We start from the raw sequence: 12809 nt of genomic DNA, 5'->3' as shown, positions 1-12809 counted from the left end.
CCCCGTCCTGGCCGCACCACCTGCCGCCGCCTTGGCCCCGCCGCCGTTCCGGCGTCGGCGGCCGGACCGCCTGCCGGGCTCCGTACCGTTCTTCCGGTCCGCGCGGGACGCCGTCGGCGTCGCCGGCTGGGGCACCTCGATGGTCACGGCCACGCCGGACGGTTCGCGGGCGCCGGTGATGGTCGCCAGTTCCGGGTCGCTCGACATGATGCGGGCCGTTCGGGGGCGGATGCCCGCGTCCGACATGAGCCGGGTCACGTCCCGCTTCTGGTCGGGCAGGACCAGGGTGACCACGCTGCCGGAGCCGCCGGCGCGGGCCGTGCGGCCGCCCCGGTGGAGGTAGTCCTTGTGGTCGGTGGGGGGATCGACGTTCACGACGAGGTCGAGATCGTCGATGTGTATGCCCCGGGCCGCGACGTTCGTCGCCACCAGGGCGGTGACCTGGCCGTTCCTGAACTGTTCCAGGGTGCGGTTGCGCTGCGGCTGGGAGCGGCCTCCGTGCAGTGCCGCCGCGCGGACACCGACGGACAGGAGCCGCTTGGCGAGCCGGTCGGCGGACCGCTTGGTGTCGAGGAAGAGGATGACCCGGCCGTCACGGGCCGCGATCCGCGTGGTGACGGCCTTCTTGTCGGTCTCGTCCAGGACGTGGAACACGTGGTGCTCCATGGTGGTCACCGCTCCCGCGGACGGGTCCACGGAGTGCACCACGGGGTCGGTCAGGAACCGCTGCACCAGGCGGTCGATGGTGCGGTCCAGGGTGGCGGAGAAGAGCATGCGCTGTCCGTCGGGCCGTACCCGCTGGATCAGCTTGGTGATCTGCGGCAGGAAGCCCATGTCCGTCATCTGGTCGGCCTCGTCCAGCACTGTGATGCGTACGCCGGCGAGCTCGCAGTCTCCGCGTTCCACCAGGTCGTTGAGCCTGCCGGGCGTCGCCACGAGTACCTCGGCACCGCGCCGGAGCGCACCGGCCTGCTTGGTGATCGACAGCCCCCCGACCACGGTGGCCAGACGGAGGTTCACCGCCGTCGCGTAGGGGGTGAGCGCGTCGGCCACCTGCTGGGCGAGCTCCCGGGTGGGCACCAGCACGAGAGCCAGGGGTGCCTTGGGCTCCGCACGCAGTCCGGCCGTGCGGGCCAGGAGGGCCAGCCCGAACGCGAGGGTCTTGCCGGAGCCGGTGCGCCCCCGTCCCAGCAGGTCACGGCCGGCGAGCGAGTTGGGCAGCGTGGCGGCCTGGATGGGGAAGGGAGTGGTCACGCCCTGCGCGGTGAGGGCGGTCAGCAGCTCCGCGGGCATGTCCAGACCGGCGAAGTCCTCGACGGCGGGAAGGGCGGGTGTCGTGCTCTCCGGCAGCCGGAATTCCCCCGGCGACGACGCCGACGGTCGGGGTGACGAGGCGCGCCGGTTCGTTTTCTGGGGCCTGCGGGGCATGCGGTTGTCTGCCTTTCTGGAAACAGCACAAACCGGGGTCCGCACCCTGACGGTGCGGACCCCGGTGAGCGGATACGCGTCCGGCGATCAGGCGGGGACGATGTTCTCCGCCTGCGGGCCCTTCTGGCCCTGCGTGACGTCGAAGGAGACCCGCTGACCCTCCTGGAGCTCACGGAAGCCCTGGGTCGCGATGTTCGAGTAGTGGGCGAAGACGTCGGGGCCGCCGCCGTCCTGCGCGATGAAACCGAAACCCTTTTCAGAGTTGAACCACTTCACGGTTCCCTGTGCCATTTTCTTCTCCGTTCTGTAGGCAGAGGCCCCATTCCGGAGATGCCGGCAAACAAATAGTGCGCCCGAAGGAGAAACATTCCCGTCAGGCGCACATAGGTTCATGGGTACCAAAACTGCAACACCCAGACTCTAGCACAGGCCGCCGTCGGCACGTCGTCGCGGTGGCGGAGCGGGACCCGCCGATCACTTACGGGCAGAAGGTCACCCGCGGCTGGGATTTCGTCAACTGGTGGTGTAGATAGGTCAGTTGTTGCGACGCCTCAGTCGCAACAGGCGGTGATCGCGGCACCTTCGCGCACTTTTCCCGCGATCGCCGACCCCCCTCATGCACAGCGAAAGGCACATGTATGGCGAACAACCGCAGGACGCGCTACGGCGGGCGCATGCTGGCGCTCTCGGCGGCTGCCCTGGGCACGCTCGCGGCGATGGCCGTTCCGGCCGCGGCCGACGACCAGCCCACCCGGGCGCAGATCCTGGCCGACTGCGACTCCGGTGAAGGGAAGTGCACCTTCAACGACCCGCAGCTCGGCCAGGCGTATCTCGGAGACTTCCACCGGGTCTCCGACTCGCTCTACAACTGCAGCACCTCACCCGCCACCCAGTCGATGACCTGGTCCGACACGGTCGGCTCCACGGACACGGCGGGCGTGTCCGTGACCGCCGGCGGCAAGATAGCGGGGATCATCGACCTCAGCGTGACGGCGACCTACAGCCACTCCTGGTCGAGCACGCACTCGGAGACCAGCTCCGTCAACATGACGGTGAAGCCCGGTGAGGTCGGCTGGATCTCCCGCGCACAGGTGATGCAGACCGTCTCCGGCACCTGGCAGACCCATTACGACGACCGGAAGTGGGGTCACTACTTCTGGTTCGTCCCGGACGTCATCACCGGGCCCGCTCCGAACGGGACGGACGGCCGCAGCAACGCGGTGGTCGTCAAGTCCAGGAAGATGACCACCGAGGAGAAGCGGTCCTGTTCCAGCCGCTCCCATAGGCACAGGACGTTCGTCGTCCGAGGCTGACCCGCCGAACGCCTCGCTCCAGCGGTCCGGCCGGCGTGCTGCGGGGCTCTGCAGGCGCGGCCCCCGTACGGCACGTCCGTACGGGGGTCAGCGTCTGTCCGGGGCCGCCAACCGGTGCAGCCGCAGGGCCAGTTGGATCTCCAGGGCCCGGGACGGGGTCTGCCAGTCCTCGCCCAGCAGCCGGCCCACCCGCTCCAGCCGCTGGGCGACCGTGTTGACGTGGACGTGCAGCGCGTCCTTGGTCCGGGCCGGGCTCATCGCGCAGGCGAAGTACGCGTCGAGGGTGCGCAGCAGTTCCGTGCCGCGTCGCTCGTCGTAGGTCACGACCGGGCCGATGGTGCGGTCGACGAAGCCGGCGACGTCCCGTTCGCCCGCGAGGAGCAGGCCGAGGAAGCCGAAGTCCTCGGCCGCCGCCCCGTCCCCGGCCCGGCCGAGCAGATGCAGCGCCTCCAGGCAGCGGCGGCCCTCGGCGTAGGCGGTGGCGACGGTCTCCGGACGGGCCGCGAGGTCGCCGACCGGGGCGGAGGCGCCGACGGTGACGGGCTGGTGCACGGCCGTGCCCAGCTGGCGGGCGGTGCGGCGGGCCAGGTCCGTGGCGGTGTCGCCGGCGGCGAGCGGCAGCAGCAGGACGGTGCCGCCGTCGCGTGCGGCGGCCAGGCCGTGCCCGGTCGCGGCGAGGTGGGAGGCGGCCGACCACAGCCGGCGGCGGGCCGCGGCCTCCTCGTCGGCGTCGGCCGCCGGGCCGTCGAGGCGCGCGGCGAGGACGACATGGGTGGCGTCCAGGTCGGCGTGCAGCCGGGCGGCGCGTTCGCGCAGCAGGCGCGGATCGCGGTCGCGCGCGTCCAGCAGGTCGTCCAGCAGTTCGCCCCGCACCCGCTGCTCGGCCTCGGCCGCCGAGCGGCGGGCGAGCAGGAGGAGCGAGGTGACCATCGCGGCGCGCTCCAGGGTGCGCTGGTCGACGGGGTCGAGGCCGGGATGTCCGCGCAGCACCAGCGCGCCGAGGAGTTCGCCGCCCGCGGCGACCGCGGCGATCCAGTCGTCGCCGTGCCGTACCGCGTGCCCCTCGGTGCGGGACGCCTCCAGCGCCTCGGCCGGGACCGCGTCGGCCTCGCCGAACTCCACGGTGCCGTCGAGGACTTCGGAGACGCCGGCGGCCACGTCGTACACCCCGCCGCCGCGCAGGACGAGTTCGGCGAGCCGGTCGTGGACGTCGGAGGCGCGCTCGATGGCCGCGCTGCGGTCCCGGATGATCTCGTTGGCCCGCTCCAGGCCGGCCAGGGCGGCACGGGTCTCGCTGAGCAGATTGGCGCTGTCGATCGCGGCCGCGGCGAGGGCGGCGAAGGAGCCGAGCAGGGCGATCTGCGCGCGCTCGAAGACGCGCGCCCTGCGGTCGGCGGCGAAGAGGACGCCGATGACGTGCGGCCCGAGCACGAGGGGGACACCGAGGATGGCGACCAGTCCCTCGTCACGGACGCCGGCGTCGATGGTGCGGGTGTGCTGGAAGCGGGCGTCCTGGAAGTAGTCGTCCGTGACGTACGGCCGTGTGGTCTGGGCGACCAGTCCGCCGAGGCCCTCGCCCATGCCGAGGCGCAGTTGCTGGAAGCGGGCGGAGACCGAGCCCTCCGTGACCCGCATGTAGGTGTCGCCGTGCGCCGGGTCGTTGAGGGTGAGGTAGGCGACGTCCGTGCCGAGCAGGGAGCGGGCGCGCTGCACGATGGCCTGCAGGACGGCGTCGAGATCGCGCAGACCCGCGAGGTCGTGGGCGGTCTCGAACAGCGCGGACAGCTCCGCCTCGCGGCGCCGGCGCCCCTCCAGCTCGGCCCGGACCCGCAGGGCGAGCGGCTTGGCCCGCTCCAGCGCGGCGATCCGGTCGGCCGGCGCGCCCTCGGCGCGGGCCAGCAGCACCGGCTGCTCGTACGCCTCCACGGAGGCGTCGCGGGCCAGCAGCTCGAGGAACGGGGCCTCGATGCTGCCGCTGGGTTCCGGCTGGACGTGATCGCGAGACATGGTCACAGGATTCCGCATCGCCGGCCCGGCCCGTCAGGCCTGTGGAAAACTCCCCGGGCCGGGGCCACCCACCCTTCAGTGGAGAGTCCCGGGGTCGAACCACGTGGGTGCCTCGGACATGGCCTGCTTGATCCGGAACAGGCCGAACTCATGGAGCTCGGGCAGCGCGTCCACCGCGAACCAGCCCACCTCCAGGGACTCGTCGTCGTTGACCCGGGCCTCGCCGCCCACGGCGCGGCAGCGGATGGTGATGTCCATGTACTGGCACTGGTCGCCGTTGGGGTAGGTGACGGGCTCCAGGGCCTGGACGAGGACGACCCGCTCGGCCACGCAGCGCACCGCCGTCTCCTCGAAGACCTCCCGCACGGCACAGGCCGCGGGCTGCTCGCCCGGCTCCGGGATGCCGCCGATCACCGACCACTTGCGGGTGTCGGCCCGCCGGCCCAGGAGCACTCTGCCCTCGTCGTCGAAGACGATCGCGGTGATCCCCGGGAGCCAGAGCAGTTGCCGGCCGGCGGAGGCCCGGAGCGTGCGGATGAAGTCAGGAGTAGCCATGGGCCCGACCCTAACGGGGCGGACCCGTGAACTCCTGGCGGTTCAGCGGGCGTACGCACCGGTTCAGGGTGCGCACACCGGTCGTACGGCTATGCGCCAACGGCACGCCGACGGCGCAGCCCGGACCCGATCGCCCAGCCGGCACCGCCCGCGGCGACCAGCACCAGAGCGATCTCCGGGAGGATGCCGAGCTCGGTCGCGGGGGTCCTGGACGTGCGCAGCGGCACCTTCTGCACCAGGTAGGCGGGCACGAACATGCCGGTCCGCCGGGTGATCCTCCCGTCCGGCATGATGATCGCGCTGACGCCGCTGGTCACCGGCACGGTGACGGTGCGGCTGTGCTCGACGGCGCGGATCCGGGACATGGCGAGCTGCTGGTAGGTCATCTCGCTGCGGTCGAAGGTCGCGTTGTTGCTCGGTACGGAGATCATCTCCGCGCCATGGGTCACCGTGTCCCGGACGGCCCAGTCGAAGGCGGCCTCGTAGCAGGTGGCGAGGCCCACCTTGGCGCCGTCGATGTCGAACACGCCGGGAGTGCCGCCGCGGCTGAAGTCCTGGCGGACCATGCCGGTCCAGTTCTTGTTGACCGCGCCGACGAGCCCGCGCAGCGGGAGGTACTCGCCGAAGGGCTGGATCTGCCGCTTGTCGTAGGTCTGTGTCGGTCCCTCGACCGGGTCCCACAGGATCTGCTCGTTGAGCAGTCTGCCGTCCTTCTCGACGACTCCGCCGACCGAGATGGGCACGCCGACGGCCTTGGCCGCCCCGTCGATGACGGCGGCCGCGTCCGGATTGACGAAGGGGTCGATGTCGGAGGAGTTCTCCGGCCACAGCACGTAGTCGGGCTTCGGGGCCTTGCCCGCCTTGATGTCGGCGGCGAGCCTCAGCGTCTCACGCACGTGGTAGTCGAGCACGGCCCGCCGCTGCGCGCTGAACTCCAGCCCGGAACGGGGCACATTGCCCTGGATGAGCGCGACGGTCCGGGTGCCTGCCTCGGCCTTGTCGCTCACCAGCGGCCGGGCGGCGACCGCGCCCGCGACCGGGACGGCCATGCTCAGCAGCGCGGCGGCCGCCGCACCCCGGCGCACCTGCCCGGTCCGGCGCCGCTCGGCGATCAGCCGGCCGGCCTCGTACAGGCCGAATCCGCACAGGACGACCGCGAAGCCGAGCACGGGCGTGCCGCCCACCGCGGCGAGCGGCAGGAAGACGCCGTCGGCCTGCCCGAACGCGATCTTGCCCCAGGGGAAGCCCCGGAAGGGCACGCGCGCGCGTACCGCCTCGCCCGCGATCCAGAGCGCGGCCGCCCACACCGGCCACGCAGGCAGCCGGGAGACGGCGGCGACGCCGACGCCGACCAGGGCGACGAAGACCGCCTCGATGGCGACGAGCGCCAGCCAGGGTCCGGGCCCCACCTCCACGCCGGTCCACACCAGCAGCGGCAGCAGGAAGCCGAGCCCGAAGAGGTAGCCGAGGCCGAGGGCCGCCTTCCAGCCACGGCCGCGCAGCACCCAGCCGAAACCGGCGAAGGCGGGCAGGGCCAGCCACCACACGGTGCGCGGCGGGAAGCTGACGTAGAGCAGCACTCCGCAGAGCGCGGAGGCGACGGCCGGGACCAGGCGCAGCAGGCGGCCGCGGAACGCGCTGGGCGCGGGGGACGGCTGGAGCTGGTCCGGCTGGTCCACGGAAGTTGCGGTGACGGTCACCCGGGTGAGTGTACGGCGGCCACCTCGGCCGCCGACAGCACGGTTCGCGGGACGGAACCGGCACCGCGCACCGGGGACGTCCCTGGTCGCCGCCCGTCCCGGCAGGCCGGCGCGCCGGCCCCCCGCGGGGCGGGCACCCACCCCGGGACCTTCCGCACGCCCACGGCCTCCGGCCCGCCCCACCGCGACTTTCCGCCGCATCTCGTGCCCAAACCGGTCATCAGCCGCTACGGTGAGCCCAGCCTCGGCAGTGCGGCCGGATCCGGCGCCGTGCCCGGCCGTGGCCTGACACAGGGGTCGGGGACCGGGGACGACGTGAAACAGGCGTCGGGAACCGGGGACGAGGGGCAGCGGTGGGGTCGACGGGGACGAGGTCTGCGGCCGGGAGAACGAGGTCCGCGAACGGGACGGCCGCGGGCGCGGCCGACGTCAGGAGAAACGTTTCCGACGGGGCGGGCATGATCCTGCTGGGCGCCTGCGCGGGCTGGTCGCTGATCACCGCTGCGGCGCACGACGGACGCCCCGAGGGCGTGCTGCTCGCGGTGCTCGCCGTGGCCGCCGGCCATGCCGTCGGCCGGATGTCCGGGGCACTGCTGCCGGTGGCCGCGCCGTGCGCCGGTGCGGCGGCCGGCCTGACGCTCGCCGTGGCCCTGCCCGGTCTCGCCGCAGGCCCCCGGTACGCCGCCCCGCTCGGCCACGCCGGCGGCACGGCCGCCCTGCTGACGCTGGCCACGGGTGCCGCGTGCTGCGCCGCCTGGGCGTCGCCCGTACCGGAGTTGCGGCTGGTGCTGCGGCTGCCGGCCGTCGGGATGGTGCTGGCCGGGGCCGTGCTGGGGTCGGCCGCCGGGTGCGTGGCGAGTGCGGCCGTACTGCTGTGTTCGCTCGCCGCGGGCTCGGTGTCCCGCCGGGGCGTCTGTCTGCTGGGCCTGGCGACGACGGCGGCACTGGCGGCCGGCACGGCCTGGGCGCTCGCCGCCGGTGCGCTGCCGGGCGGACTCTCCCGGGTGCTCGAAGGCCGGCTGGGCGCGCACCGGGTCGCGTGGTGGCAGGACGCCCTGCGGCTGGCAGGCCGGAACCGGGGGCTCGGCGTCGGTCCGGGACGGTTCGCGGAGGTGGGCGGCACGGCCGCGCAGACGGCGTCCGCCGACGGCAAGCCGCACTCGGCCCTGCTCCAGCTGGCGGCGGAGCAGGGCGTCGTCGGGGCGGTGCTCTCCGTCGCCGCGTTCTGCTGGCTGCTGCACGCGCTGTGGCGCTCTCCCCGCTCCACCCCGGTCGCCCTGACCGCCGGCACGGCCCTGACGGCACTGGCCGTGCTGGCCACGGCGAGCAACGCGCTGAGCTTCACCCCGGTGACCGTGGGCGCCGGGCTGCTGGCCGGATGGGCGACGGCGCGGCCGTGGGCGCGCGACGGCGCGGAGCCCCAGAACCGCATCGCGGAGTCCCAGGACTGAATCGCGGAGTCCCAGGACTGAATCGCGGAGTCCCAGAACTGAATCGCGGATTCCCCGCGCGCCGCGCGAGGCGCGGCCTCAGCAGGCCGAGCCCGGGGTGATCGTCCGCAGCCGGTCCCTGATGACCCGGACCGCCGACTCGGCGTTGTCCACGGTGATCGTGAAGGTGTGGCCGTCCCACAGGCGCAGCACGACGCCCTCCCCCCGGCGTACGACCACGGCCGTGCCCTTCTCCGGTCGCCACCGGTAGCCCCAGCCGCCCCAGTTCCGCGGTGTGACGAGGGCGGTGAAGTCGGCGCCGGCCACATGGGAGAGCGGGATGCGGCGGCGCGGCAGCCCCATGTGGCCGCAGCGCACCTCGACGCACTCCTTGTCGAGCCTGAGGTCGACGTGCACGAAGGCGAGCGTGCCGAAGAGGACCAGCAGACCCGCGGCGATGCAGCCCACGACGGACATCACCAGCGGGGCGACGCCGGAAGTCCATGCCGAGTCCACGGCCAGCTCGATACCGAGGGCCATGCAGGCCGCGCCGACCAGCGCCAGCAGCCACTGGACCCGGTTGGTGGCGCGCCCGGTCCAGACATCGGGGTCCGGGCTGTCGTCGGCGTGGGGGTGGTCCCTCATGTTTATGAGGTTACTCAGGTTTCGCTGCGCGGGTAGGGAGTCGCGGAGCGTGACTGACCCGGGTGGGCCAGGGCTTGTGGCCGTTCGGTCCGTCGTCGCGGGCCGCTCAGCGGACGGGGCTGACCGCCTGCAGGAAACGGCCTTCCTGGTAGGACAGCGCCGTGTCCGGGAGCGCGGCCTCGCGGCCGCTGAGCAGCACGGTGAGCGTGGTGTCGGCGACGGCGGCCGGGGCCGGCTCCACGCCGATCCGGCGCAGGGCCTGCGCGGCCACCGCGCCCGCGGAGCCGTGCAGCGCGAGCGGCGCACGGCCGGGCCGCTGGACGGCCTCCCGGATGCGCTCGCCGACCAGCTCGTAGTTGGTGCACCCGAGGACGACGGTGGTGACGTCCTCGGGGGTGCGGGCGGCGGCCGAGGCGATCGCGGCGTCGATCGCGGCCTCGTCCGCGTGGTGCACCGCGTCCGCGAGACCGGGGCAGGGCACCTCGGTGACGTCGACACCGGCGGCGAACTGCTCGATCAGGTTCCGCTGGTAGGCGCTGCCGGTGGTGGCGGGGGTCGCCCAGATCGCGACATGCCCGCCGCCCGCGGCGGCCGGCTTGATCGCCGGGACGGTGCCGATGATCGGCAGGTCCGGTTCGAAGCGGGCCCGCAGTACCGGCAGGGAGTGCACGGAGGCGGTGTTGCAGGCGACGATCAGGACGTCCGGCTCATGGGCGGCGGCGGCCTCGCACACGGCGAGGGCCCGCTGGGTGATGTCCTGAGGGGTGCGCGGCCCCCAGGGCATCCCGTCCGGGTCCCAGGAGAGCACGAGATCCGCGTCGGGTCGCAGCCGCCGTACCGCGGCGGCGGCGGGGAGCAGGCCGATTCCGGAGTCCATGAGCGCGATCTTCACCCGGCCACGATAGACGATGGGCTCTCGCGGCCCCCTCCGGTGGGGCAGACTGCGGGCGTGAGCGCCCTGATGTGGATCACCGTCGTGTCGCTGGCCGCCTGGTGCTGGCTGCTGCTGTGCCAGGGCTTCTTCTGGCGCACGGACGTCCGGCTGCCGCCGCGCCGGGAACCGGACGCATGGCCGTCGGTCGGTGTGGTCGTACCGGCCCGTGACGAGGCCGCGGTGCTGCCCGCGAGTCTGCCGTCGCTGCTGGCGCAGGACTATCCGGGGCGTGCGGAGGTCTTCCTGGTGGACGACGGGAGCACCGACGGCACCGGGGACCTGGCCCGGGAGCTGTCCCGGCGGCACGGCGGGCTGCCGCTGACCGTGACCTCGCCGGGTGAGCCGCCGCCGGGCTGGACGGGCAAGCTGTGGGCGGTGCGGCACGGTATCGGCCTGGCACGCGCGCGTGATCCCGGGTATCTGCTGCTCACGGACGCGGACATCGCACACGCGCCGGACAGCCTGCGCACGCTGGTGGCGGCGGCCCACGCCGGGGGCTTCGACGTCGTGTCGCAGATGGCGCGGCTGCGGGTGGAGAGCGTGTGGGAGCGTCTGGTGGTCCCGGCTTTCGTCTACTTCTTCGCGCAGCTGTATCCCTTCCGGCGGATCGGCCGCAAGGGATCGCGTACGGCCGCGGCGGCGGGCGGCTGTGTCCTGGTGCGCGCGGGCATGGCGGAGAGGGCGCGCATCCCCGACGGCATCCGGCACGCCGTCATCGACGACGTGGCGCTCGCGCGCGCGGTGAAGGGCGCCGGCGGGCACGTCTGGCTGGGACTGGCCGACCGCGTCGACAGCGTGCGGCCGTATCCGCGGCTGCACGACCTGTGGCGGATGGTCTCGCGCAGCGCCTACGCCCAGTTGCGGCACAACCCGCTGCTGCTCCTCGGTACGGTCGCCGGGCTGGCGCTGGTGTACCTGGTGCCGCCCGCCGCGGTGGTCGTCGGAGCGGCGGGCGGCGGCGCGGCGACGGCGGCCGCCGGAGCTCTGGCGTGGGCGGTGATGGCGGGGACGTACGTCCCGATGCTGCGCTACTACCGGCAGCCGCTGTGGCTCGCTCCGCTGCTGCCGTTCACCGCGTCGCTCTATCTGCTGATGACGGTCGACTCGGCCGTGCAGCACTACCGGGGGCGCGGGGCCGCCTGGAAGGGCCGCACGTACGCGCGTCCCGATGCCGTGGCCGACGAGGGCTGAGCCCGGTCACTTGCGGCCGGGCGTCCAGTTCATGCCCCATCCGTAGGCGCGGTCTATGGTCCGCTGGGGGCTCACTCCGCGCTCCGGCACGAGATACCGCGCCTCTCGCTGTACCAGGAGATCGCCGCCGGTGTTGGTGATCAGGGCGAGCGCGCACACCGTGGACGGCACGGTGCACTCGTCGAGCGAGAAGTCGATCGGGGCGCCGTGCTGCGGGTGCAGGGTGACGGTGGCGTGCAGGTCGGCGAAGGAGCTGGCGCCCTCGTAGATGGTGACGAAGACGAGGATGCGCCGGAAGTCCTGCCTGTGGTCCAGGTTGATGGTGAGGTTCTCCCCGCTCGCCACGGCACCCGTGCGGTCGTCGCCGTCGAGGTGGATGTACGGCGGCCGGTGCAGCGAACCGAAGGCGTTGCCGAGGGCCTGTACGACCCCTTTGCGGCCGTCGGCGAGCTCGTACAGGGCGCACAGGTCCAGGTCGATCTCGCCCTGCCCGCCTCCCCACCGGCCGCCCCAGCCGGAGAGCTGTTTGCGCATCTGCCAGTTGAGGTTCACCCGCATGGCACCGGAGGTGCCGCCCTGCTTGGCGAGCGAGACGGAGGGCGCCGTCTTGGTGAGGGTGACCTTGGACAGCCGGACGGGCTGTGGCGCCGGAGGGGTCGCGGGCGCGGACGGCATGGGTGCGGGGGGCATGGGTGAGGGGTGCATGGTGGGTGGTGGCGGCGGTGCGGGGGTCGGCGTGGGGGGTGGGGTCGCGTGGGCCGGTGCGGGGGGCGGGGGCAGGGTCGCGTGGGCCGGTGCGGGTGGCGGGGGCGGGGGCACCGGGCGCGGCGCGGCGGGCGGCGCTGCGTGCTGGGGTGCGTCCACGGTGATGCCGAAGTCCGTGGCCAGGCCCTCGAGTCCGCTGCTGTAGCCCTGGCCGACGGCACGGAACTTCCAGCCGCCCTGGCGGCGGTAGAACTCACCGAGCACGAAGGCCGTCTCCACGGTCGCGCCGGGGCTGTCGAAGCGGGCGACCGCCTGGCCGGTCCCGGCGTCGGTCACCTCGATGTAGAGGTCAGGGACCTGCCCGAAGGTCCCGCCGTCGGCGGAGGCGGCGAGGACGATCCGCTCGATCGTGCCCTCCACGCGCGCGAGGTCCACGACGAGGGTGTCGGTGACACCCGCGCCGGCCGTCCTCTTGCCCTCGTGGCGCACCGCGCCGGAGGGATGCACGGGCTGGTTGTAGAAGACGAAGTCGTCGTCGGAGCGGACCTTCCCGGTGGCGAGCAGCAGCGCGGAGGCGTCCGCGTCGGGCACGCCGGGTCCGCGGCGCCACCCCAGTCCGACGCGCAGCGCCGTCGTCGGCACCGGCGTGTTCGCCCCTTTCAGCATGGTCATGCCCGCCCCCATCCGTGTCGGCCTCGTACACCCTCGGTCGTCCAGGTCATCCCTACCCGCACAACGTATGCGCCGGTGCGGCGAACTCCCATGACCACTGCAGGAGGATCGCCGGTCAACTGGCGGTAACCCCGCAGGACCTCGCTCTTTACACGATTAAAGCGCGGCCGGACGTCCCTTTTTGCCAAGTTCGCTCGGATTGGGGATCCCGCGTCACTGCGGACACGGA

Annotated in this window: 11 protein-coding genes; 3 read left to right on the top strand and 8 right to left on the bottom strand. The window is 73.3% G+C overall.

All coding sequences use genetic code 11. The features are described 5' to 3' along the window. Together ABB07_RS34245 and ABB07_RS34240 are read right to left on the bottom strand one after the other, a co-directional pair. The coding region (locus ABB07_RS34245) for a DEAD/DEAH box helicase (RefSeq protein ID WP_208902345.1) at nucleotides 1-1428 on the bottom strand (1428 nt) is incomplete at its 3' end. Between the two features lie 87 nt (nucleotides 1429-1515). Further along, nucleotides 1516-1719: a cold-shock protein gene (locus tag ABB07_RS34240; protein ID WP_020943502.1), complete on the bottom strand. Its 204-nt coding sequence runs from the start codon at nucleotides 1717-1719 to the stop codon at nucleotides 1516-1518. Nucleotides 1720-2066: 347 nt separating this feature from the next. Here ABB07_RS34240 and ABB07_RS34235 point away from each other — a divergent pair, with 347 nt between their 5' ends. Next, entirely contained in the window at nucleotides 2067-2741 is a 675-nt protein-coding gene (locus ABB07_RS34235; protein WP_208902344.1) for a hypothetical protein, read from the top strand. Between the two features lie 87 nt (nucleotides 2742-2828). Here ABB07_RS34235 and ABB07_RS34230 read toward each other — a convergent pair whose 3' ends face one another. From ABB07_RS34230 to lnt, 3 genes are all read right to left on the bottom strand, one after another. After that, on the bottom strand, nucleotides 2829-4748 hold the full coding sequence (locus ABB07_RS34230) for a helix-turn-helix domain-containing protein (protein ID WP_208902343.1): 1920 nt from the start codon (nucleotides 4746-4748) through the stop codon (nucleotides 2829-2831). A gap of 75 nt (nucleotides 4749-4823) precedes the next feature. Further along, on the bottom strand, nucleotides 4824-5303 hold the full coding sequence (locus ABB07_RS34225) for an NUDIX hydrolase (protein WP_208902342.1): 480 nt from the start codon (nucleotides 5301-5303) through the stop codon (nucleotides 4824-4826). A gap of 89 nt (nucleotides 5304-5392) precedes the next feature. Beyond that, nucleotides 5393-7003, bottom strand: a complete 1611-nt coding sequence (lnt, locus tag ABB07_RS34220; RefSeq protein WP_208902341.1) for an apolipoprotein N-acyltransferase — start codon at nucleotides 7001-7003, stop codon at nucleotides 5393-5395. Nucleotides 7004-7461: 458 nt separating this feature from the next. Here lnt and ABB07_RS34215 point away from each other — a divergent pair, with 458 nt between their 5' ends. Next, nucleotides 7462-8454: an O-antigen ligase family protein gene (locus ABB07_RS34215; RefSeq protein ID WP_208902340.1), complete on the top strand. Its 993-nt coding sequence runs from the start codon at nucleotides 7462-7464 to the stop codon at nucleotides 8452-8454. 78 nt (nucleotides 8455-8532) lie between these two features. Here the strand turns inward: ABB07_RS34215 and ABB07_RS34210 are convergent, their stop codons facing one another. Beyond that, a complete protein-coding gene (locus tag ABB07_RS34210) occupies nucleotides 8533-9078 on the bottom strand; it encodes a hypothetical protein (RefSeq protein ID WP_208902339.1) in 546 nt (181 codons plus the stop codon). A gap of 106 nt (nucleotides 9079-9184) precedes the next feature. Next, on the bottom strand, nucleotides 9185-9970 hold the full coding sequence (locus tag ABB07_RS34205; RefSeq protein ID WP_208902338.1) for a glutamate racemase: 786 nt from the start codon (nucleotides 9968-9970) through the stop codon (nucleotides 9185-9187). 69 nt (nucleotides 9971-10039) lie between these two features. Between ABB07_RS34205 and ABB07_RS34200 the strand changes: the two genes are divergently transcribed. Next, nucleotides 10040-11203 carry a glycosyltransferase gene (locus ABB07_RS34200; protein ID WP_208903733.1) on the top strand — a complete coding sequence of 388 codons (1164 nt, stop codon included), beginning with the start codon at nucleotides 10040-10042 and terminating at the stop codon, nucleotides 11201-11203. Nucleotides 11204-11209: 6 nt separating this feature from the next. Here ABB07_RS34200 and ABB07_RS34195 read toward each other — a convergent pair whose 3' ends face one another. Further along, the gene (locus ABB07_RS34195) at nucleotides 11210-12574 is read right to left on the bottom strand and encodes a TerD family protein (protein WP_208903732.1); all 1365 of its coding nucleotides are present in this window, start codon (nucleotides 12572-12574) and stop codon (nucleotides 11210-11212) included. Between the last annotated feature and the right edge of the window lie 235 nt (nucleotides 12575-12809).

The sequence above is a fragment of the Streptomyces incarnatus genome (genome assembly GCF_001027185.1).
Taxonomy (GTDB): domain Bacteria; phylum Actinomycetota; class Actinomycetes; order Streptomycetales; family Streptomycetaceae; genus Streptomyces; species Streptomyces puniciscabiei.
This window is presented reverse-complemented; position numbering and strand designations above follow the sequence as displayed.